General features: G+C 63.5%; 20 protein-coding genes and 1 riboswitch. Of the genes, 17 read left to right on the forward strand and 3 right to left on the reverse strand.

The annotated features are described in order from the left end of the window. Position 1 precedes the first annotated feature (1 nt). The gene (locus M3484_RS08755; protein ID WP_249496575.1) at positions 2-421 is read right to left on the reverse strand and encodes a cytidine deaminase; all 420 of its coding nucleotides are present in this window, start codon (positions 419-421) and stop codon (positions 2-4) included. 163 nt (positions 422-584) lie between these two features. Between M3484_RS08755 and M3484_RS08760 the strand changes: the two genes are divergently transcribed. Together M3484_RS08760 and M3484_RS08765 are read left to right on the forward strand one after the other, a co-directional pair. Continuing rightward, entirely contained in the window at positions 585-1,457 is an 873-nt protein-coding gene (locus M3484_RS08760; RefSeq protein ID WP_249496576.1) for a 50S ribosomal protein L11 methyltransferase, read from the forward strand. A 120-nt stretch (positions 1,458-1,577) separates the two neighbouring features. Then, a complete protein-coding gene (locus M3484_RS08765) occupies positions 1,578-1,937 on the forward strand; it encodes a hypothetical protein (protein WP_249496577.1) in 360 nt (119 codons plus the stop codon). A 324-nt stretch (positions 1,938-2,261) separates the two neighbouring features. Here the strand turns inward: M3484_RS08765 and M3484_RS08770 are convergent, their stop codons facing one another. Next, positions 2,262-2,465 carry a DUF1127 domain-containing protein gene (locus M3484_RS08770; protein WP_092895596.1) on the reverse strand — a complete coding sequence of 68 codons (204 nt, stop codon included), beginning with the start codon at positions 2,463-2,465 and terminating at the stop codon, positions 2,262-2,264. Between the two features lie 322 nt (positions 2,466-2,787). On the opposite strand from M3484_RS08770, the gene ruvC reads away from it, so the two are divergent. The 5 genes from ruvC (at position 2,788) to M3484_RS08795 (ending at position 6,511) form a co-directional block, all read left to right on the forward strand. Next, positions 2,788-3,300 carry a crossover junction endodeoxyribonuclease RuvC gene (gene ruvC, locus M3484_RS08775; RefSeq protein WP_249496578.1) on the forward strand — a complete coding sequence of 171 codons (513 nt, stop codon included), beginning with the start codon at positions 2,788-2,790 and terminating at the stop codon, positions 3,298-3,300. Positions 3,301-3,313: 13 nt separating this feature from the next. Further along, positions 3,314-3,997, forward strand: coding sequence for a Holliday junction branch migration protein RuvA (ruvA, locus tag M3484_RS08780; protein ID WP_092895598.1), 684 nt, complete (start codon positions 3,314-3,316; stop codon positions 3,995-3,997). Positions 3,998-4,078: 81 nt separating this feature from the next. Further along, positions 4,079-4,990, forward strand: a complete 912-nt coding sequence (htpX, locus tag M3484_RS08785) for a zinc metalloprotease HtpX (RefSeq protein ID WP_249496579.1) — start codon at positions 4,079-4,081, stop codon at positions 4,988-4,990. A gap of 170 nt (positions 4,991-5,160) precedes the next feature. After that, complete coding sequence (gene ruvB / locus M3484_RS08790) at positions 5,161-6,192, forward strand: Holliday junction branch migration DNA helicase RuvB (RefSeq protein WP_092901266.1); 1,032 nt, start codon at positions 5,161-5,163, stop codon at positions 6,190-6,192. A gap of 133 nt (positions 6,193-6,325) precedes the next feature. Next, positions 6,326-6,511, forward strand: coding sequence for a zinc-finger domain-containing protein (locus tag M3484_RS08795; RefSeq protein WP_092895602.1), 186 nt, complete (start codon positions 6,326-6,328; stop codon positions 6,509-6,511). Between the two features lie 223 nt (positions 6,512-6,734). On the opposite strand, the gene polA is transcribed toward M3484_RS08795, so the two are convergent. Beyond that, positions 6,735-9,548 (reverse strand): DNA polymerase I, encoded by a 2,814-nt coding sequence (gene polA, locus M3484_RS08800; RefSeq protein WP_249496580.1) that lies wholly within the window; start codon positions 9,546-9,548, stop codon positions 6,735-6,737. Positions 9,549-9,660: 112 nt separating this feature from the next. On the opposite strand from polA, the gene M3484_RS08805 reads away from it, so the two are divergent. From M3484_RS08805 to M3484_RS08850, 10 genes are all read left to right on the forward strand, one after another. Further along, positions 9,661-10,071 (forward strand): metallopeptidase family protein, encoded by a 411-nt coding sequence (locus M3484_RS08805; protein ID WP_092895606.1) that lies wholly within the window; start codon positions 9,661-9,663, stop codon positions 10,069-10,071. Between the two features lie 152 nt (positions 10,072-10,223). After that, the gene (locus tag M3484_RS08810; RefSeq protein ID WP_249496581.1) at positions 10,224-11,165 is read left to right on the forward strand and encodes an MBL fold metallo-hydrolase; all 942 of its coding nucleotides are present in this window, start codon (positions 10,224-10,226) and stop codon (positions 11,163-11,165) included. A gap of 163 nt (positions 11,166-11,328) precedes the next feature. Continuing rightward, entirely contained in the window at positions 11,329-12,672 is a 1,344-nt protein-coding gene (gene gltX / locus M3484_RS08815) for a glutamate--tRNA ligase (RefSeq protein WP_249496582.1), read from the forward strand. A 113-nt stretch (positions 12,673-12,785) separates the two neighbouring features. Next, a complete protein-coding gene (locus M3484_RS08820) occupies positions 12,786-14,189 on the forward strand; it encodes an MATE family efflux transporter (protein ID WP_249496583.1) in 1,404 nt (467 codons plus the stop codon). 113 nt (positions 14,190-14,302) lie between these two features. Next, positions 14,303-14,407: riboswitch (glycine riboswitch) on the forward strand. A 156-nt stretch (positions 14,408-14,563) separates the two neighbouring features. Further along, positions 14,564-15,685 carry a glycine cleavage system aminomethyltransferase GcvT gene (gene gcvT, locus M3484_RS08825; RefSeq protein ID WP_283258368.1) on the forward strand — a complete coding sequence of 374 codons (1,122 nt, stop codon included), beginning with the start codon at positions 14,564-14,566 and terminating at the stop codon, positions 15,683-15,685. 10 nt (positions 15,686-15,695) lie between these two features. Continuing rightward, on the forward strand, positions 15,696-16,064 hold the full coding sequence (gcvH, locus tag M3484_RS08830; RefSeq protein WP_349306268.1) for a glycine cleavage system protein GcvH: 369 nt from the start codon (positions 15,696-15,698) through the stop codon (positions 16,062-16,064). A gap of 144 nt (positions 16,065-16,208) precedes the next feature. Further along, positions 16,209-19,055 carry an aminomethyl-transferring glycine dehydrogenase gene (gene gcvP, locus M3484_RS08835; protein WP_249496584.1) on the forward strand — a complete coding sequence of 949 codons (2,847 nt, stop codon included), beginning with the start codon at positions 16,209-16,211 and terminating at the stop codon, positions 19,053-19,055. Positions 19,056-19,195: 140 nt separating this feature from the next. After that, complete coding sequence (locus M3484_RS08840) at positions 19,196-19,900, forward strand: AzlC family ABC transporter permease (protein ID WP_249496585.1); 705 nt, start codon at positions 19,196-19,198, stop codon at positions 19,898-19,900. Continuing rightward, complete coding sequence (locus tag M3484_RS08845; protein ID WP_249496586.1) at positions 19,897-20,235, forward strand: AzlD domain-containing protein; 339 nt, start codon at positions 19,897-19,899, stop codon at positions 20,233-20,235. The genes M3484_RS08840 and M3484_RS08845 overlap by 4 nt, the downstream gene beginning before the upstream one ends. A gap of 36 nt (positions 20,236-20,271) precedes the next feature. Further along, a complete protein-coding gene (locus M3484_RS08850) occupies positions 20,272-20,589 on the forward strand; it encodes a DUF3775 domain-containing protein (RefSeq protein ID WP_198837978.1) in 318 nt (105 codons plus the stop codon). Positions 20,590-20,597 lie beyond the last annotated feature (8 nt).

Genomic DNA, 20,597 nt, shown 5'->3' on the forward strand with positions numbered 1-20,597 from the left:
CTCAGGCGGCCCCGCCGCTTTCGGTGCGGGTCATATGTGCTGCGCCGAAAGCGCCGGGCAACAGCTCGGCCACGGTCATGTTCAGGGTCTTGCCCTCGGTGGTGGCGAGCGTCACGACCATATCAGGGGCGGCGAATTCGGCGATTTTCTGACGGCAGCCACCGCAACAGGGCACCGGTTCGGGGCTGTCGGCGATGACCAGGAGGCCGGCGATCCGGCGCTCTCCGGCGGCGCACATGGCGGCAATGGCGCCGGCCTCGGCGCAGGTGCCTTCGGGATAGGCGATGTTCTCGACATTGACGCCGGTAAAGACGGCGCCGCTGGTCGTGCGCAGCGCCACCCCGACCTTAAAGCCCGAATAGGGCGCATAGGCATGATCGCGGATGCGGGTTGCGGGCGCGCGCAGGCTCTCATTCGGCATCGGTTACTCCGGGATATGCCGGCCAACCCTGGCGCGAAGGGGCGTGCGCCGCAAGCGCGCTGATCGGACCGGCGCCGAGGGCGGCACAGCCTGCCCATGGCAGGTTGACCCTGACGGGGGCGGGGTCTAGGACCAGATCAACCCCAGATCCGGAGAAAACACCATGCCAACCTGGTCCGCTCTGACCACGCTTACCGGCGAAGAGGCCGCCCGCGCGCTTGGCGAGGCGATCGAGGATCAGGAGCCCGAGCCCTATGGCGTCGGCGTTTTCGAGGTCGAGGACGGGTCCGGCCTCTGGGAGGTGGGTGCCTATTATACCGAGGCCCCCGATGACATCGTGCTGGATATTCTCGCCGCCGCCTATGGCGCGAAAAGCTTCCTGATTTCCGAACTCCCCGAGGTTGACTGGGTCGCGAAAGTTCAGCGCGAGCTGCATCCGGTCGATGCCGGGCGCTTCTTCGTGTTTGGCAGCCATGACGCCGATAAGGTGCCCGAGGGACGCGTCGCGTTGCAGATCGAGGCGACCATGGCCTTTGGCACCGGCCATCACGGCACGACGCTGGGCTGCCTTCTGGCGTTCGACAAGCTTTACGAGGAGGGCTACCGCCCCGCCAAAGTCGCCGATATCGGCGCGGGCACGGCGGTGCTGGCAATGGCTGCGGCGAAAATGCTGCCCGATGCGCTGGTGATTGCCTCGGATATCGACCCGGTGGCGGTGGATGTCGCCAAAGCCAATGTGGCGATCAATGATCTGGAGGGCCGCATTGAATGCGTCGAGGCCGCCGGGTTCGACCACCGCAGGCTGCGCGACGAAGCGCCCTGGGACCTGGTCTTTGCCAATATTCTGAAAGGGCCACTGGTCGAACTGGCACCGATCATGTCGAAAATGACAAAGCCGGGATCGAAGGTGATTCTTTCCGGCCTGCTGGTCGTTCAGGCGGAAAGCATCATTGAAAGTTACATGGCTTCCCAGTTTTGTTTGCAAGACAGAAACGATCTGGGTGAATGGTCGGCATTGATCATGGAACGTGTGTAAGCACCTGAAAATGCAAATAAAAACTGCATTGATTTGACGGTATTCGGGGCGATTGCCCCAATTCCACCATATTTAAACCGCATGAATTCCTTATGGCGGGGGCTATGGGAGTAGTTGGTCATGACTTTGACTGACCCGAATTACAAAACGTTCTCCGGGCGTCTGCGCCGGATCGAAAAGGCCCATAGCAAGGGCTATGGTTTCGAGGCCAAAGGCACGATGGGCCGGTCGTCGACCTGGCGGCGGGAGCGTTCATTTGGCAAGACGATCCGCGCAATACTGGTCCTGCTTATGATCGGCTGGATCATGAAGGGCGCCATCTATTTTTACGTTGGCGACGAGGTTTATGAGCAACGCGTGGCCGGTCTGGCGACCGGCAGCGATTTCGACCCGATCGCCGCGAGAATCATGTCCGCCGATCCGGTAACAAAGCTGGTGGCCTCTTTCCTGGGCGAGGTTTTCCCGGAAAAGCGCCAGTAACCCGGACCTCGCGGCGGCGCGGCCAGGGTCTGCGCGGGCTGGTCGCTGTCGTCTGATCCTGCGCATACTGTTCAGCGCGAAACCGCCCCGGCCGATGCCGCGTGGCGGTTTTCTCATTCGGGGCTCAGGCGGGCGCAACAGCTATGGGCATAAGGGGCTGGCATGCGACTGGCGTACTGGCATCAGGCTGGCGTGGAGACAGAAAATCGAAGCCCTGAGATCATCAAAGCCCTGAAAAGCAGAAGGACCGCCTGCGACTTCTGTCGCGAGACGGTCCCTTACTTGTCCTGTGACCCGTTCGGTCAGGGAGACTGAGGCGTTACCTCAGCGACCCAGCATCTCGATGTCACCGCGGCACAGGCCGATATCGTCAAGCTCGCGATCCGAGAGCTTCGACAGGGCCTTCCGGGTGACGCGTGCGTCGTTCCAGGCTTTGAAGGCAGCAAAAATGCCGCCAAAGCCGTTAACGGCGCGATACGTCGTGATGGCGCCGAACGGCGCAGGGCGGCTCGTTTCGATGGCGGCCATGGGACTGTTTCCTTATCTTTTTAAACTGACTGTTTTCCGGGCGATCAACGCCTCGTGCAGCCAGATAAACGTGCTGCAGGTGCAAAGCAAGTCATGCGCCAGCAAGCCTGCAATGCAGTTCTTGCATGCCTCAGGTCACAAATTTGCCTTGATCCGCCCTGGTCTGATGCTGCAGGTGCAGCATCCTGTCGGCGAGATGGCGCCGGGTGTCGCTTTCAGCCCCGAAGCCGGATCTGTGCCAGGGAATGCAGGCGGAAAGAACGCGATTGGCGGATGTTCACTTTTCGTGCTAGTACGGTTCAAAAGCAAAAAGAGGGCAGTCATGCGCGTAATCGGCATTGATCCGGGGCTCCGGAACCTTGGCTGGGGGGTGATTGATGTCGCGGGATCGCGTCTGACCCATGTCGCGAATGGCATCTGCCATTCAGATGCAACGACCGGAGACCTCGCCCGCCGCCTCGCCTCGCTGCATTTCCAGCTGACCCGGGTGTTTCAGGACTGGCAGCCGGAAACGGCGGCGGTCGAACATACTTTCGTCAACAAGGATGCGGTGGCGACGCTGAAGCTTGGCCAGGCGCGGGGGATCGCATTGCTGGTTCCGGCGCAATTCGGGCTGGAGGTCGGGGAATATGCGCCAAATGCGGTGAAAAAAACAGTGGTCGGCGTGGGCCATGCCGCTAAACAACAGGTGGATCATATGGTGCGGCTGCATTTGCCGGGCGCGCAGGTGGCGGGGCCGGATGCGGCGGATGCGCTTGCGATCGCGATCTGCCACGCCCATCACACGCAAAGCGCGGGCCGGTTGCAGGCCGCCGTGAAAAGGGCCGCCGGTTGAAAGGATTTGGGGGATGATCGGAAAAATTTCGGGGCGGCTGGACTGGAAGGGGCTCGATACGGTGCTGATCGACTGCCGGGGCGTCGGCTATATTGTCCATGTCTCGGACCGCACGCTGGCGGGTCTGCCGCCCGAGGGCGAGATGGTGGCGCTTTATACCGACCTGCTGGTGCGCGAGGATCTTTTGCAGCTCTTCGGCTTTCCGACCATGATGGAAAAGGAATGGCATAAGCTTTTGATGACGGTGCAGGGGGTGGGCGCCAAGGCCTCGATGGCGATCCTCGGTGCGCTCGGGGCCGAGGGGGCCGCGCGGGCGATCACGCTGGGGGATGCGCGGGCGGTGCAGGCGGCGCCCGGCGTTGGTCCGAAACTGGCGCAGCGCGTGATCCTCGAACTGAAATCGAAAGCGCCATCTCTCATGGCGCGTGGCGCCGGCCTCGCTCATGGCGATGCACCGGTTCTGGAAGAACCCGAAGCCGCGCCTGCGCCTGCGCCGCGCAAAGCCGCAAAGCCGAAACCCCCGTCCGAAGGGGCGATCCGCGCCGCTTATACCGCCGATGCGCTCTCGGCGCTGGCCAATCTCGGCTATGGGACGTCGGATGCGGCCGAGGCCGTGGCGCGGGTCTCGGGCGAAAACCCCGAAGCAGATACGGCGGCGCTGATCCGGCTGGCCCTGAAACTTCTCGCGCCGCGCTGATATTCTCTCCGATCTTGCGGGCGATCTTGCGACCGGCCGCTTCTTCTCCATATCTTTGACAGAGAAGGAGACCGTATACAGATGGGAAATATCCGCACTTTCGCCCTGATGGCGGTGCTGACGGCGCTGTTTATGGGGCTGGGCGCGTTGCTCGGAGGCGCGACCGGCGCCGTTGTCGCGCTTTTGATCGCGGCGGCGATGAACCTTTATACATATTGGAATTCCGACAAATCGGTCTTGCGGATGACCGGCGCCCGGTCCGTAGATGAGCGCTCCGCCCCGGATCTCGTGGGCATGGTGAACCAGCTGGCGGATGCCGCCGGAATGCCGCGCCCGAAGGTCTATATTATGGAGACCGCGCAACCCAATGCCTTTGCCACCGGGCGCAACCCCGAGAATGCCGCAGTGGCGGCGACGACGGGCCTGTTGAACAGCCTTTCACGCGAAGAGATCGCGGCGGTGATGGCGCATGAGCTGGCACATATCAAAAACCGTGACACGCTGACGATGACAGTGACCGCGACTTTCGCCGGCGCCATCGCGATGCTGGCGAATTTCGGCATGTTCTTCGGAAATTCCGACCGCGAGCGCCCCGGTGGTATGATCGGGACCATCGCGCTGATGATCCTCGCCCCGATGGCGGCAGGGATCGTGCAAATGGCCATCTCGCGCAGCCGGGAATATGAGGCGGACCGGCTTGGCGCCGAAATCTGCGGCCGTCCGGACTGGCTCGCCTCTGCGCTGCGCAAGATCGACGGGCTGGCGCGGGGACGGATGAATGTCCAGGCCGAGAAGGATCCGGCGCTGGCCCATATGTTCATCATCAACCCGCTGAACGGGCGCGGCGCCGATAACCTCTTTTCCACGCATCCCGCGACGGAAAACCGGATCGCGGCCCTGATGGAGCTGCGCCCGACCCGTCAGGAGAGCAATATCGGCCGCAGTTCCGTTCCGAAATCCGGGCGCAAGATCCGCCAGGACCCATGGGGCTGAGAGCGCGTCTCCTTCCGGCTTCAGATGAGTAACTGGATCAGGGAGAAATGAACGCCTCCTGACTTTAATACCCCTGCCAGAGGCGCCGCGCCGCAAGGCGGGACAACCTGCCCGGATTTGCCTCTTCCGGCGGCTTGCAAAGCGCGCGCCGTTCGGGGATTGTTCCGGCCATGACCCAGCCCGACCCCTCGCTTCGCCCTGACCGCCTGCCAGAAGACAGTGACCGCGCGCTGCGCCCTCAGGCATTGGAGGATTTTACCGGCCAGGCCGAGGCCCGCGCCAATCTGCGCGTCTTTATCGAAAGCGCGAAGATGCGCGGCGAGGCGATGGATCACACTTTGTTCCATGGCCCGCCTGGCCTTGGCAAGACCACCCTGGCGCAGATCATGGCGCGCGAACTTGGCGTGGGCTTTCGCATGACCTCGGGCCCTGTGCTGGCGCGTCCCGGCGACCTTGCCGCCATCCTCACCAATCTTGAGCCGCGCGATGTGCTTTTCATCGACGAGATCCACCGGCTGTCTCCGGTGGTCGAAGAGGTGCTTTACCCGGCGATGGAGGATTTCGCGCTGGATCTGGTGATCGGCGAGGGGCCGGCGGCGCGCACGGTCCGGATTGATCTGCAACCCTTCACCCTGGTCGGCGCCACCACGCGCCTTGGCCTCCTGACCACGCCGCTGCGCGACCGGTTCGGCATTCCGACCCGGCTGCAATTCTACACCGAGGATGAGTTGTTTCGCATCGTCTCGCGGGGCGCGGGCCTCCTTGGCATCGAGGCTGACGAGCCGGGCTGCCGCGAGATCGCGCGGCGCGCGCGCGGCACGCCCCGTATCGCCGGCCGTCTTCTGCGCCGGGTGGTCGATTTCGCACTGGTCGAGGCCGGTGGCCGCATCAGCCGCGAGCTTGCCGACCGCGCGCTGACCCGGCTTGGCGTGGATACGATCGGGCTTGATGGGGCCGACCGCCGCTATCTCTCGCTGCTTGCCGAGAATTATGGTGGTGGCCCGGTCGGCGTGGAGACCATTGCCGCCGCGCTTTCAGAGCCACGCGACGCGCTGGAAGAGGTGATCGAGCCCTATCTGTTGCAACAGGGGCTGATTCAGCGCACCCCGCGCGGGCGGATGCTTGCCGCCAAAGCCTGGCGCCATCTCGGGCTCGTGGCGCCGCGCCCGCCTCTGGGGCAGAGTGATTTCTTCCAGGATTGATCTCATTCACCCTGGGCATGACCATCAGACCCGAGGCTCCGGGCCTTCGCTGCAGCGACGGGGCTTCTTGCACCCGGCTGGGCCATATGGGTATTATAGGCGCAGAGCCGTTAAGCCCCCAAGGATGCCCGCTATGACCCTGCCAGCCCCTGACACCAAGATCGTCACCACCTGGAAAGTGGCCTGCGACGGCGGCGAGGGCGCTCTGGGTCACCCGCGCGTCTGGCTTGCCATCCCGCAGGACAGCGGCTTTGTCGAATGTGGCTATTGCGACCGCCGGTTCGAGATCGACCGTGCCCATGCGCATGATGATCACTGAAAAAGCCCGGTAACCCCGACCTTTATTTCGCAAATCAGCGATGCAGTTTTCGTTCCGACACCGAGTCGGAGAGGTCTGCCTGCGCTGATCGGCTTTTATACCTTTGGCCGCAGGCCATTTCGTGCAGCGATCCTCAAGGGAGATCTCGCTGCAACAGAGGTGTTTCGCAGACCTGATCCCCGCGCAGCGCGCTTTGCGCCATGCAACGCGGGGAACAGGGGGCTCAATGCGCCTCGGCCCAGTTGCGGCCGGTGCCCGCTTCGACAACGAGGCGCACATCCAGCTTTACCGCCGGGTCAGAGGCGGTTTCCATCACCTCTTTCGCAACCGCAATCAGACGGTCTGCCTGGTCTTCCGCCACCTCGAACAAAAGCTCGTCATGCACCTGGAGGAGCATCCGCGCGTCGATGCCCGCAATCGCGGCCGGCATCCGGATCATGGCGCGGCGGATCACATCGGCAGCTGTGCCCTGGATCGGCGCGTTGATCGCGGCGCGTTTGGCGAAACCGGCGCCGGGGCCTTTCGCATTGATCTGCGGTGTGTTGATGCGGCGCCCGAACAGGGTCTGCACGAATTCATGCTTTTTCGCGAAGTCGATGGTCTCGTCCATATACGCGCGGATACCGGGGAAGCGTTCGAAATAGCGGTCAATAAAGCCCTGGGCCTCGGCGCGGGGAATGCGGAGGTTGCGCGCCAGGCCAAAGCCCGAAATCCCGTAGATCACCCCGAAATTGATCGCTTTCGCCTGGCGGCGGATCATCGGATCCATGCCTTCAACCGGCACGCCGAACATTTCGGAGGCGGTCATCGCATGGATGTCCAGCCCGTCTTTGAACGCCTGTTTCAGCGCCGGGATATTGGCGATATGGGCGAGGATCCGCAATTCGATCTGGGAATAGTCGAGCGAGACCAGCACCCGGCCTTCCGGCGCCACAAAGGCCTCGCGGATGCGGCGGCCTTCCTCGGTGCGGACGGGGATATTCTGCAGGTTCGGATCGGTCGAGGCGAGGCGCCCGGTATTGGCGCCGGCAATCGAATAAGAGGTATGAACGCGACCGGTTTCCGGATTGATCGCCTGTTGCAGCGCATCGGTATAGGTCGATTTCAGCTTTGCGATCTGGCGCCAGTCAAGGATCTTGGCCGCCAGCTTCGCGCCCTGCGGATGGCTGTCTTCCAGGGTGGTGATGTCTTCGAGAATATCGGCGCCGGTGCCATAGGCGCCGGTCTTGCCCTTTTCGCCCCCCGGCACGCCGAGCCGGTCAAAAAGCACCTCGCCAAGCTGTTTCGGAGAGCCGGGATTGAATTTTTCTCCCGCAATCTCAACGATCTCATCTTCATATTGTGCGAGCTTTTGCGCGAAGGCATTCGACATGCGCGACAGCGTGTCGCGGTCGACCTTCACCCCCGCCATTTCCATCTCGGCCAGCACCGTGACCAGCGGGCGTTCCAGCGTCTCATAGACGGTGGTGACTTTCTCACGGTGCAGGCGCGGCTTAAACTGCTGCCAGAAGCGCAGGGTCACATCGGCATCTTCCGCCGCATAGGCCGATGCAGCCGCGATCTCGACCTTGTCGAAGGTCACCTGCGATTTGCCGGTGCCGATCAGATCCTTGATCGGTTTGGTATGATGGCCGAGATATTTCTCGGAAAGCTCGTCCATGCCGTGATTGTTGAGGCCGGCAAACATGGCATAGCTCATCAGCATCGTATCGTCGAAGGGCGCGATCCGGATTGACGGATGCTGGCGCGCGAAAATCTTCCAGTCATATTTGATATTCTGGCCGATTTTCAGGATCGACGGATCTTCCAGCACCGGTTTCAGCTTTGCCAGCACCTCGGCCGGATCCAGCTGGCCCGCAACCCGTTCGGCCGCACCGAAGAGATCATCGCCGCCCTTCACATGCGCCAGCGGGATATAGGCCGCGATGCCGGTATCGACCGAAAGCGAGATCCCGACCAGATCGGCCTGCATCTCGTCAAGCGAGGTGGTCTCGGTATCGACGGCAACATGGCCGATCTCGCGAATTCGGGCGATCCAGGCATCCAGCGTGGCATGATCGGTGATGGTGACGTAGCCGGCCTCGCTGATCGCGGTCACCTCCACCTCGGTCGCGACGGCGGCGGGTTTCGCTGCCTCGATCACCGGCACCTCGACCTTCAGCTTTTCGGCCACCCGGCGCGACAGACCGCGGAATTCCATATGGGTCAGAAAGCCCAGCAGCTTTTCAGCGTCAGGCTTCAGTACTTCCAGCTGATCCAGCGTCACCTCCAGCGGCACATCAGCATCCAGCGAGACGAGTTGTTTCGAGGTCAGGATCTGGTCGCGATTGTCGATCAGCGTCTCGCGCCGCTTGGGCTGTTTGATCTCGCCCGCGCGCTCCAGCAGCTCTTCGAGCGAGCCATATTCATTGATCAGCAAAGCGGCCGTCTTCAGCCCGATCCCCGGCGCGCCCGGCACATTATCGACCGCATCCCCGGCCAGCGCCTGGACATCGATCACCCGGTCCGGCCCGACGCCGAATTTTTCGAATACCTCATCCGGGCCGATCTGGCGGTTCTTCATCGGCTCGAGAATATCGACGCCGGGGCGCACCAGCTGCATCAGATCCTTGTCGGATGAAATGATCGTGGCCGATCCCCCGGCCTCAACGGCAAGCCGCGCCAGCGTTGCAATGATGTCATCGGCCTCATAGCCCGGCTGTTCGATACAGGCGACGTTGAAGGCCCGCGTCGCCTCGCGCGTCAGCGGGAATTGCGGGCGCAGATCCTTGGGCGGCGGCGGACGGTTTGCCTTGTAATCGGGGTAGATATCGTTGCGGAAAGTTTTGGACGAATGGTCGAACACCACCGCGATATGGGTGGCCGCGCCCGAAGAGCGCTCTTTCGTGATTTCGCCCCAGAGGATATTCGAGAACCCCTGCACCGCACCAACCGGCGTGCCATCGGATTTCGTCAGGGGCGGCAGCGCATGATAGGCCCGGAAAATATAGGCCGAGCCGTCGATCAGATGCAGGTGATGGCCTTTGCCGAACGTCATGTCATGCTCCCCGTTCTGTCAGGCGGCAGATATGGCAGAGACGGGCGGCGCGGTCCAGCCGGGCGGCATTCCGGGCCTTTTCCCGGATGCGTACCGGGGCTAGTCTGGGCATATGACAAATCCCTCGCCCGACGCTATCGCCCCTTCGCTTGACCTGATCGAAAGCCTCGCCCGCGAGGCGGTCGCGACCCTGCCGGAACCCTGGCGGCTGCCCGCGACCCATGTCGTGCTGAGGGTCGAGGATTTCGCGCCTGAAGAGATGCTCGAGGCGATGGATCTCAATGATCCGTTCGAGCTGACCGGCCTTTACGAGGGCATTCCCCTGACCGAGAAATCGGTTTCGGACCAGGCGCTGCATCCGGATATGGTCTGGCTCTTCCGCCGCCCGATCCTTGATGAATGGGCCGAGCGCGGCAATGTCTCGCTCCAGGAGCTGGTCAGCCATGTGGTGATCCATGAACTGGCGCATCATTTCGGCTGGTCGGATGCGGAAATCTCCGAGGTCGACCGCTGGTGGGAATGATCCCGCCTACAGTCCTTCGCCTGACGGGACTGTGATGTGCCTCTGTCACATGGGGCGGCTATCTTCTGCGAGCCGCCCGCCCGACGCGCTTCTCTGAATACCTGCGCATCGGCCGGGGCCGCCATCCGCCGATCCGCCCAGAGGAAATCCGAATGTCAGGACTGACCCGCCGCCACGCGCTTTTTGCCACTGCCTCCCTGCCTTTTGCCGCCGCCGCAACCCTGGGCCTGCCGCAAAAAGCCAGCGCCCAGGCCGAGTTGCAGGGCGCCGGAGGCGGTCTCTTCCGCCGCTTCCGCCATGGCGCATTCGAGGTGACGACGCTCCTTGCCGGCACGGGCGAGAATTCCAATCCGAAAGGCACTTTCGGGCTGAATGTCAGCGACGCGGATTTCGCCGCCTCGTCGCAGGCGGCGTTTATCCCTGTCGACCGCGCCGTGAATTTCTTCACGCCGGTCCTCGTCAATACCGGCAAAGAACTCATCCTCTTTGACACCGGGCTCGCGGCCGAAGGCGTGCTGGCGGCGCTCGGCCAGGCGGGGATCTCACCGCAACAGGTGGATGCGGTTGTGCTGACGCATATGCATGCCGACCATATCGGCGGGCTGACCATGTCGGATGGCGCCACGCCGGTTTTCCCGCGTGCACGCTACATCACCTCGCAGATCGAATATGACTACTGGGCCGGCCAGGAGAATGAAGGCTTTGAGAAAAAGGTCCGCCCGTTGCGCGATCTGACGAAATTCGTCACCGATGGCGGCGAGGCCGCTCCCGGCATCACCGCGCTTGCCGCCTACGGCCATACGCCAGGCCATATGGCCTGGATGATCGAGAGCGAGGGCAAGCTGCTCGTTCTCACCGCCGATACCGCAAATCACTATGTCTGGTCTTTGGAAAACCCCGACTGGGAGGTCCGGTTCGATCTCGACAAGACCGAGGCCGCCGCCACCCGTAAGCGCATCTTCGGCATGATCGCCGCCGACCGCCTGCCCTTCATCGGCTATCATATGCCGTTCCCGGGCCTTGGCTATGCCGAGCCAAAAGGGGCGGGCTTCCGCTTCGTCCCCCACAGCTATCAGCTGGCTTTTGATGCTTAAGCCGCTTTCATCTGTCTGAAAATATCCCGGGGGTGAGCCCGGAACGGGCGAGGGGGCTGGCCCCCTCCCTGTTTTTGCCCCGCGCAAAACTGGACAAAACCGGGCGCCTGTGACAGAGGAAAGCCTTTGCAGGCCCCCATCTGTCCTGCCCGAGGATCCGCCCATGTCGAAACCCGTGTCGAAACCTGTCGTCACCCGCTTTGCCCCGTCGCCCACCGGCTATATCCATGTCGGCAATCTGCGCACCGCACTGATGAATTACCTGATCGCCCGCAAGGCCGGTGGTACCTTCATCCTGCGGCTCGACGATACCGACCAGGAGCGCTCGAAACAGGAATATATCGACGGGCTTAAACAGGATCTCGACTGGCTCGGCCTGCATTGGGACCGGATCGAGCGCCAGTCCGCGCGCTATGACCGCTATCACGAGGCCGCCGAAAAGCTGCGCGAAAACGGACGTTTCTACGAGGCGTTCGAGAGCCCGACCGAGCTTGACCTCAAGCGCAAGAAACAGCTGAATATGGGCCGCCCGCCGGTCTATGACCGCGCATCTTTCGGGCTCACTGAAGAGCAGAAGGCCGCGTTCCGCGCCGAAGGCAAGGCCGGCTACTGGCGCTTCCTGCTGAACCAGAACCGCATCGAATGGCATGACGGGATCATCGGCGATATCTCGATCGACGCGGCCTCGGTCTCGGATCCGGTGCTGATCCGCGCCGATGGCCAGGTGCTTTATACCTTCGCCTCCTCGGTCGATGACGTGGAAATGGGCGTGACCCATATCGTGCGCGGCGCCGACCATGTGACCAATACCGCGACCCAGATCCAGATCATGGAAGCGATGGGCGGCACCCCGCCCGAATTTGCCCACCACTCGCTGCTTTCGGGCCCGAAAGGCGAAGAGCTGTCCAAGCGCCTTGGCGCACTTTCGCTGCGCGATCTGCGCGCGCAGGGCGTCGAGCCCATGGCGCTTTTGTCGCTGATGGCGCGGCTGGGGTCTTCGAAACCGGTCGAGCCGGTTTCCTCGATCGACGAACTGGCCGAGGGGTTCGACATCGAAAGCTTCGGCGCGGCGCCGACGAAATTCGACCCGGCCGATCTTTTCCCGCTGACCCGGCATTACGTCCAGGCCTGGCCCTTTGATCAGGTGCGTGAGCGCATTCTGGCACTTGGCGTCCCGGAAGATCAGGCCGCGCAGTTCTGGACCGTGGCCAAGGACAATATCACCGTGCCGGCGGATCTCGAGGGCTGGTGGAAGCTCTTCTCGGAAGGGGCGGAGCCGGTCATTGACGAGGCCGACCGCGACTTCCTGCGCGAGGCTCTCGCGCTTTTGCCACCGCGGCCCTGGACAAAAGAGACCTGGGGGCAATGGACGGGCGCCGTGAAAACCGCCACCGGGCGCAAGGGCAAAGACCTGTTCATGCCGTTGCGAAAAGCCCTGACGGGCCAGGCGCATGGGCCGGATATGTCGGATGTCCTGCCGCTTTTGCAAAAACTGCCGGTGTTCTGAGGCCGGGAAAGCGGGGGCTGCCTGTCGCCCCCGCGTCGCGGGCAAAGCCCGCGCCTCACCCGGGAGTATTTTCATCAGGACAGGGGCGCGGCCCTTAATCTTGGGGGTGAGGGATGGCTGAGGCGAAATTCGTTCAGGGAAATCTCTTCCGCCACATCGTGGTGATGTCGCTGACCTCCTCCATCGGGCTGATGGCGGTGTTTGTCGTCGATCTGATTAATATGGCCTATATTTCCTGGCTCGGCAGGTCCGAGCTGGCGGCGGCTGTTGGCTATGCCGGGGCGGTGTTGTTTTTCACCACCTCCTTCGGGATCGGGCTGTCGATTGCGGTTTCGGCTCTGGTGAGCCGGGCCATCGGGCAGCGGGATCTGCGGCTTGCGCGCGAGAAGGCGACGACCGGGATGCTGCTCGGGCTGCTGTTCGGGGTGCCGTTTGCGGGGCTGGTCTGGCTCTTGCTGTCGCCGATGGTGCGGCTTTTGGGCGCTGAGGGCGAGACCCATGATCTGGCGGTACATTACCTGCAGATTGTGACCCTCGGGCAGCCAATGCTGATGCTGGGAATGATCGGTTCCGCCGTTTTGCGCGCCCATGGCGATGCCCGGGCCGCGATGATGGCAACGGTCTGGGGTGCGGTGGTGACGGCGGCACTGGATCCGGTGCTGATCTTCGGCTTCGGCCTTGATCTGACCGGTGCGGCGCTGGCCGGGCTGGTGAGCCGCGCGGTGATCCTTTTCATGGCGGTGCGACCGATTGTGACGCGCTATGGCGGGTTTGACCGGCCTTCGCTGCGGCAGGTCTGGCATGATATGGCACCGGTCTGGGCGATTGGCATTCCCGCGATCCTGACCCAGGTGGCGACGCCGGTGGGGCAGGCATTCGTGACCCGCACGGCCTCGGGCTTTGGTGAGGCGGCGGTGGCGGGGATGGCGATTGCCGGGCGGCTGACGCCGGTCGCCTTCGGGGTGATTTTCGCACTGGCGGGCGCCATCGGGCCGATCATCGGCCAGAATATCGGCGCGGGGCGGATGGACCGTGTCAGGCAGGCCTTTCGCGATGCGGTGATCTTTACCGGGCTGGTGATCCTTGTGGTCTCGGGGCTTTTGTTCCTGCTGCGCGCGCCGATTGCCGATCTGTTCAATGCGCAGGGCCTAACGCGCGAGATCGTCTATCTGTTCTGCGGCCCCCTGGCGCTGATGTGGTTCTTCAATGGGCTGATCTTTGCGGGGAATGCCGTCTGCAACAATCTTGGCCGGCCGTTCTGGTCGACCGTGGTGAATTGGGGGCGCCATACCCTGGGCACGATACCCTTCGCGATCTGGTTCGGCCAGATCTGGGGCGCCCAGGGGGTGCTGATCGGGCAGGCGGTGGGCGGCGTTGCCTTTGGCCTTCTGGCGGTGATCTTTGCGCGCCTCGCGATTGCGCATCCGAATCTGCCGACGGGGCGCGGTGCGCCGGCCCCGGTCGCGGTCAGCCAGCCCGAGGCGGAAGCCGCCGCGCCGGGCGAGCGGCGGGCCTGATCTGAGCCACAGTTTCGCCGGCCCCTGCCGCATCACGCATGTCGTCTTGCGGGGGAATACCGTCGTATACGGATTTTCACTTGCCTGATGGGGGAGCCTCGGGTTAGTCAGAACGGGCAGGATCGGGAGAATCCGGGCAGCCCCTGACAGGGCGGGTCCGGTGCCGAAGGAGCAACCGCCCCGGTAAACTCTCAGGCGCAAGGGACCGTTTCTGCATTTGAAGACTCTGGAGAGTGGCGCGTGAGGCGCCCGCCGAAGGGATAACGATCTCAGGCGCCCCAATTGCGGGCAAGGACAGAGGGGGCACCGGGCGGCAGGGGAACTGCCGTGTGCGGTGCCGGATATTTTCGGCCGACAGACAGGGGAGAGGCGGTTTGACCGACCTTTTGCGCCTTCCGTTGCACGGGCTCCATCTGGAGCTTGGCGGGAAAATGGTGCCCTTCGCGGGCTATGAGATGCCGGTGCAGTATCCGGCCGGGGTGATGGCGGAACATCTGCATGTCAGGGCGGCAGCAGGGCTGTTCGATGTGAGCCATATGGGCCAGGTTGTCCTGCGCCCGAAAGGCTCGATGGAGAGCCTCGGGCTGGCGCTGGAGCGGCTGATGCCGGTCGATGTGCTGGGTGTTGCCCCGGGCCGCCAGCGCTATGGCATTTTCACCAGCGAGACCGGCGGCATTCTTGATGATCTGATGTTTGCCAATCGCGGGACGGATTACCTTCTGGTGGTGAATGCGGCGCGCAAGGAGCATGATTTCGCGCATCTCACCCGGCATCTCGCCGATGTGGCCGAAATCGACATCCAGACCGGGCGCGGACTTCTGGCGCTTCAGGGGCCGGGTGCCGAGGCCGCGCTGGCGGTGCTGGTGCCGGAAGTGACGGCGATGCAGTTCATGGATGTGGTTTCGCTCGACACGGTGTTCGGTGATCTCTGGATCTCGCGCTCGGGCTATACGGGAGAGGACGGGTTCGAGATTTCTGTCCCCGGGGCTGCGGCACTGGATCTGGCGCGGGCGCTGCTGGCGCTGGACGGCGTGGCGCCGATCGGCCTTGGGGCGCGCGACAGTCTGCGGCTTGAGGCAGGGCTTTGCCTTTACGGCCATGATATTGACGAGACCACCAGCCCGGTTGAGGCGGGCCTGACCTGGGCAATCCAGAAGGCACGTCGCACCGGTGGCGCGCGGGCGGGCGGCTTCCCCGGCGAGACGCGGATCCTTGCTGAGCTGGCGGATGGCCCCTCGCGCAAACGCGTGGGGCTGCGGCCCGAGGGCCGTGCGCCGATGCGTGAAGGCGTGGAACTCTTTGCGACGGACGGCACGCCGCTTGGCGCGATCACCTCGGGTGGTTTTGGCCCCTCGGTCCAGGCACCGGTTGCCATGGGCTATGTTGCGAGCGCCTTTGCGGCCCCTGGCACCGCCATCGAGGCGGAGCTGCGCGGCAAGAAGCTTCCGGTTGTGGTTGCGGCCACGCCTTTCCATCCAACCCATTACAAACGTTAAGTCCCAGGGGATCGAAAAGATGAAATTCACCAAGGAACATGAATGGCTGCGCGTCGAGGGTGACCTGATCGTGGTCGGGATCACCGAGCATGCGGCCGAAGCGCTTGGCGATGTTGTATTCGTGGAACTGCCCGAAACGGGGGTCCAGGTGGCAGCCGGAGATGAGGTCTCGGTGATCGAGAGCGTTAAGGCGGCGTCGGATATTCTGGCGCCGGTCGAGGGCGAGATCGTCGCGGTGAATGAGGCCCTGTCGGATAATCCGGGGCTGGTGAACGAGGATCCGCTGGGTGGTGCCTGGTTCTTCAAGCTGAAGGTCGATGATCTCTCGGTGGTCGATCAGTTCATGGATGAGGATGAGTATAAGGACTTCATCGGCTGAGGCCGGTGAGGGTTAGCTGAGCGCCGGGGGGCAGCCCCCCGGACCTGCCTGAACGCCGGGGGACCAGTCCCCCGGACCCCCTGGGATATTTAAGGACAGATGAAGTGGGGCGCGGTGCGTCGCCCGACTGTCCGGAGGTGCGAGATGAGTTTCACTCCGACCGATTATAACCCCTATGACTTCGCCAATCGTCGCCATATCGGACCATCTCCGGCTGAGATGGAGGAGATGCTGAAGGCGGTGGGCGCGGCCTCGCTGGACGCGCTGATCGCCGAGACGGTGCCGCAGTCGATCCGCCAGGAAAAGCCGCTGTCCTGGGCACCCCTGGCCGAACATGAGCTGCTGGCGAAGATGAAAGAGGTGGCGGGGAAGAACCGCGTCATGACCTCGCTGATCGGGCAGGGCTATTATGGCACAGTGACGCCGCCGGCCATTCAGCGCAATATCCTCGAGAACCCGGCCTGGTATACCGCCTATACACCGTACCAGCCCGAGATCGCGCAGGGGCGGCTTGAAGCCCTCCTGAATTACCAGACCATGGTCTGTGATCTGACGGGGCTTGATGTTGCCAATGCGTCGCTTCTGGATGAGGCCACGGCGGCGGCGGAAGCCATGGCGATGGCGGAGCGTTCGGCGAAATCCAAAGCCAAAGCGTTCTTTGTCGACCGTTTCTGTCATCCGCAGACGATTGCGGTGATCCGCACCCGGGCGGAGCCACTGGGGATCGAGATCATCGAGGGCGATGTCGGCCTGCTGGAGCCGGAAAAGGTATTCGGCGCGATCTTCCAATATCCGGGATCTTACGGCCATGTGACGGATTTCACAGCGAAAATTGCGCATCTGCATGAGGCGAAGGCGCTGGCGATTGTCGCGACCGATCTACTGGCACTTTGCATGCTGAAAGAGCCGGGCGCGATGGGGGCGGATATTGCCATCGGCTCGTCGCAGCGCTTTGGCGTGCCGATGGGATATGGCGGCCCGCATGCGGCTTTCATGGCGTGTCGCGATGATCTGAAGCGCAACATGCCGGGGCGGATTGTCGGCGTGTCGGTCGACAGCCACGGGACGCGGGCATATCGGCTGTCGCTGCAGACCCGTGAGCAGCATATCCGGCGCGAGAAGGCGACGTCGAATGTCTGCACGGCGCAGGCGCTTCTGGCGGTGATGGCCTCGATGTATGCGGTGTTTCACGGGCCGAACGGGCTCAGGGCGATTGCCGAACGGGTGCATTTCCTGACCCAGCGGCTGGCGCGCGCGCTGATGGCCGCGGGGGCCAGGGTCTCGCCGAAGGCCTTTTTCGACACGATCACGGTTGAGGTCGGCGTGGGTCAGGCCGGCATTCTTGCTGCGGCACGGGCCGAAGGGCTGAATTTCCGCAGGATCGGCAATGACCGGATCGGGATCAGCCTTGATGAGACCACCTCGGAAGAGGTGCTGAGCCGGGTGTTGCGGGCCTTCGGGATCGAGGGCGTACCGCCGCATCGCGGAGGCCTCGGGTTCCCAGAGACGATGCTGCGGCAAAGCGCCTATCTCACCCATCCGGTGTTCCAGATGAACCGGGCCGAGAGCGAGATGATGCGCTATATGCGCCGGCTTTCCGACCGCGATCTGGCGCTTGACCGGGCGATGATCCCGCTCGGATCCTGCACGATGAAGCTCAATGCCGCCGCCGAGATGATGCCGATCACCTGGCCGGAATTTGGCTCGCTGCACCCGTTTGTGCCGCGCGATCAGGCGGCGGGATATGGCGAGGCGATTGCGGATCTGACCGCGAAGCTTTGCGAGATCACCGGCTATGATGCGTTTTCCATGCAGCCGAATTCCGGCGCCCAGGGGGAATATGCCGGGCTTCTGACCATCCTCGCCTATCACAAGGCGCGTGGTGATCATGACCGCCGGATCTGCCTGATCCCGATTTCGGCGCATGGCACCAACCCGGCTTCGGCGCAGATGGCCGGAATGGAGGTTGTGGTGGTGAAATCCTCGCCGAACGGGGATGTCGATCTGGATGATTTCCGCGACAAGGCGGCAAAGGCCGGTGACCGGCTGGCAGCCTGCATGATCACCTATCCGTCCACGCATGGCGTGTTCGAGGAGACCGTGCGCGAGGTCTGCAAGATCACCCATGACCATGGCGGCCAGGTCTATATCGACGGCGCCAATATGAATGCGATGGTGGGCCTCGTGAAGCCGGGCGAGATCGGCGGCGATGTGAGCCACCTGAACCTTCATAAGACATTTGCCATTCCGCATGGCGGCGGCGGTCCGGGAATGGGGCCGATCGGCGTCCGCGCGCATCTCGCGCCGCATCTGCCGGGCGATCCGCAAGGCGTAAGTGAGGACGAGGCGGGCCCGGTCTCGGCGGCGCCTTATGGTTCGGCCTCGATCCTGCTGATCTCCTGGGCCTATTGCCTGATGATGGGCGGGGCGGGGCTGACCCAGGCGACGCGGGTGGCGATCCTGAACGCCAACTATATCGCGGCGCGGCTGAAAGGGGCGTATGAGGTTCTGTACATGGGGAACCGGGGCCGTGTGGCGCATGAATGTATTCTCGATACACGCCCCTTTGCCGATCATGGCGTGACGGTGGATGACATTGCCAAGCGGCTGATCGATAACGGCTTCCACGCGCCGACCATGTCCTGGCCGGTTTCCGGCACGCTGATGGTGGAGCCGACAGAATCCGAGACCAAGGCCGAGATCGACCGGTTCATCACCGCGCTGCTGGCGATCCGCGAGGAGATCCGGGCGGTAGAGGCGGGCGAGATTTCGGCCGAGGAAAGCCCGCTCCGGTTCGCGCCTCATACGGTGCAGGATCTGGTTGCCGAATGGGACCGGAAATATTCGCGCGAACAGGGATGTTTCCCGCCGGCCGCATTCCGGGTCGATAAATACTGGCCGCCGGTCGGTCGGATCGACAACGTTTATGGCGACCGGAACCTCGTCTGCACCTGCCCGCCGCTGGAGAGCTATCTCGACGCGGCGGAGTGATGTGACCCGGGCACGGGGGGCTGTCTGCCCCCCGGGAAGCGGCTTTGGCCGCTTCCTCCCCCCGAGGATATTTTCAGACAGATGAAAGACCGGGTGGGGGTTTTGACATTGGTGTTATGGCGGGGTAGCGCTGCTGCATCATGAGTGACAAACCAGCCTCGTTTCGCGGTGGCCTTCTGGCCGCTTTGCCCATCGTGATGGGTTACTTCCCGATTGCGTTTTCTTTTGGCGTCGCGGCCACCCGAGGCGGGCTGAGCCAGGCCGAGGCGGTGATGCTGTCGCTGGTGGTCTATGCAGGGGCCTCGCAATTCCTTGCGCTGACATTGTTTGCCAGTGGCGCGCCGGTGCTGGTGGCGGCCTTTACCCTGATCGCGATGAATGTGCGTCATGTGCTTTACGGGCCGGCGCTGATGAAGGAGGCGGGGGCGGACGGGTCGCGCCGCTTTGCCTGGGCCTGGGCCTGGGGGCTGACCGATGAGGTTTTTGGTCAGGCGCTGGGGGCGCTGGCGCGGGGGCAGCGGTTTTCCGAGGCCTATATGTTCGGGCTGGGGCTCGCGGCCTATGCGTCCTGGGTGCTGGGAACGGCGGTCGGCGCATTCGCCGGCGGTGGCGCGCTGGACGGGTGGCCGGCGGTGAGTGCGGGCCTTGATTTCATGCTTTCGGCATTGTTCCTGGCGCTTTTGCTGTCGATCCTGTCGCGGCTTGCGATGCCGGCGATCGTGGTTGCGGTGATCGCGACATGCCTTGGCACCGTGTTCTGGTCGGCGACGGCCGGGATCCTTGCAGGGATGATCTGCGGCGCGCTGGCCGGAATGGCCGGCGGGCTGGTCAGGAGGCGCGGATGAACCCGGATCTGGTGTTGATGGCGGTGCTTGCGGGGCTGGCGAACTGGGCCTTCCGGGCGCTGCCGGTCCTGTTGATGCGGGGCGAGGCAAAGCCGGGCGGGCTGATGGCGGGGTTTCTGGCTTCGACCGGGCCGGCGGCGATTGCGACGCTGTTCGTGGCCTCGGTCCTGCCGCGTCTCTGGCCGCAGCAGACGGATCTCGTGCCACTGGCGGTTGGCGTGGTGGTCACGGTGCTGGCCTTCCTGCCGAAACGCTCGGTCGTGGTGGCGACGCTCGCGGGGTCACTGGCTTACGGCATCGCTTTTGCGCTGATGCATCCGGCGCTTGCACCCTGAAGGGGAAAGCGGGATCATGGCGGCAGGAGGTGTCCCATGATCGAAATCTCTCCCAGCAAAGTGGTGCAGGTGATTTTCCTGTCGCGCGAGGGGCCGGCAGGCCAGGCGCAGCTATACGCCTTTATCGACGGGCTGAATGACGAGGAAAAGGCGCATCTGACCGCCATTGCCTGGGTCGGGCGCGGGGCGTTCGAGACCGAGGATTATGCCGAGGCGCTGCGCACCGCCTATACCGAAGCGACCACCCCCACTGCGGATTACCTGATGGGGATGCCGCATCTTCCGGAAAATCTCGAAGCGGGGCTGGAGGCGCTTGGCGTCGATGTTACGGGTGAGGAAGAGGATCTGCTGTAAAGCCGGAC

Origin of the sequence: Pseudomonas sp. GX19020 (assembly GCF_023371075.1) — a bacterium.
Lineage (GTDB): Bacteria > Pseudomonadota > Alphaproteobacteria > Rhodobacterales > Rhodobacteraceae > Pseudogemmobacter.

Bases quoted from the DNA above. Each gene is read 5' to 3' on its own strand.
- polA (WP_249496580.1), bottom strand. From the start codon at position 9,548: ATGACGTTCGGCAAAGGCCATCACCTGCATCTGATCGACGGCTCGGCC.
- M3484_RS08845 (WP_249496586.1), top strand. From the start codon at position 19,897: ATGAACCCGGATCTGGTGTTGATGGCGGTGCTTGCGGGGCTGGCGAAC.
- M3484_RS08810 (WP_249496581.1), top strand. From the start codon at position 10,224: ATGTCAGGACTGACCCGCCGCCACGCGCTTTTTGCCACTGCCTCCCTG.
- M3484_RS08795 (WP_092895602.1), top strand. From the start codon at position 6,326: ATGACCCTGCCAGCCCCTGACACCAAGATCGTCACCACCTGGAAAGTG.
- M3484_RS08755 (WP_249496575.1), bottom strand. From the start codon at position 421: ATGCCGAATGAGAGCCTGCGCGCGCCCGCAACCCGCATCCGCGATCAT.
- ruvB (WP_092901266.1), top strand. From the start codon at position 5,161: ATGACCCAGCCCGACCCCTCGCTTCGCCCTGACCGCCTGCCAGAAGAC.
- gltX (WP_249496582.1), top strand. From the start codon at position 11,329: ATGTCGAAACCCGTGTCGAAACCTGTCGTCACCCGCTTTGCCCCGTCG.
- M3484_RS08760 (WP_249496576.1), top strand. From the start codon at position 585: ATGCCAACCTGGTCCGCTCTGACCACGCTTACCGGCGAAGAGGCCGCC.
- M3484_RS08770 (WP_092895596.1), bottom strand. From the start codon at position 2,465: ATGGCCGCCATCGAAACGAGCCGCCCTGCGCCGTTCGGCGCCATCACG.
- M3484_RS08840 (WP_249496585.1), top strand. From the start codon at position 19,196: ATGAGTGACAAACCAGCCTCGTTTCGCGGTGGCCTTCTGGCCGCTTTG.
- M3484_RS08820 (WP_249496583.1), top strand. From the start codon at position 12,786: ATGGCTGAGGCGAAATTCGTTCAGGGAAATCTCTTCCGCCACATCGTG.
- M3484_RS08805 (WP_092895606.1), top strand. From the start codon at position 9,661: ATGACAAATCCCTCGCCCGACGCTATCGCCCCTTCGCTTGACCTGATC.
- gcvP (WP_249496584.1), top strand. From the start codon at position 16,209: ATGAGTTTCACTCCGACCGATTATAACCCCTATGACTTCGCCAATCGT.
- ruvA (WP_092895598.1), top strand. From the start codon at position 3,314: ATGATCGGAAAAATTTCGGGGCGGCTGGACTGGAAGGGGCTCGATACG.
- htpX (WP_249496579.1), top strand. From the start codon at position 4,079: ATGGGAAATATCCGCACTTTCGCCCTGATGGCGGTGCTGACGGCGCTG.
- M3484_RS08850 (WP_198837978.1), top strand. From the start codon at position 20,272: ATGATCGAAATCTCTCCCAGCAAAGTGGTGCAGGTGATTTTCCTGTCG.
- M3484_RS08765 (WP_249496577.1), top strand. From the start codon at position 1,578: ATGACTTTGACTGACCCGAATTACAAAACGTTCTCCGGGCGTCTGCGC.
- ruvC (WP_249496578.1), top strand. From the start codon at position 2,788: ATGCGCGTAATCGGCATTGATCCGGGGCTCCGGAACCTTGGCTGGGGG.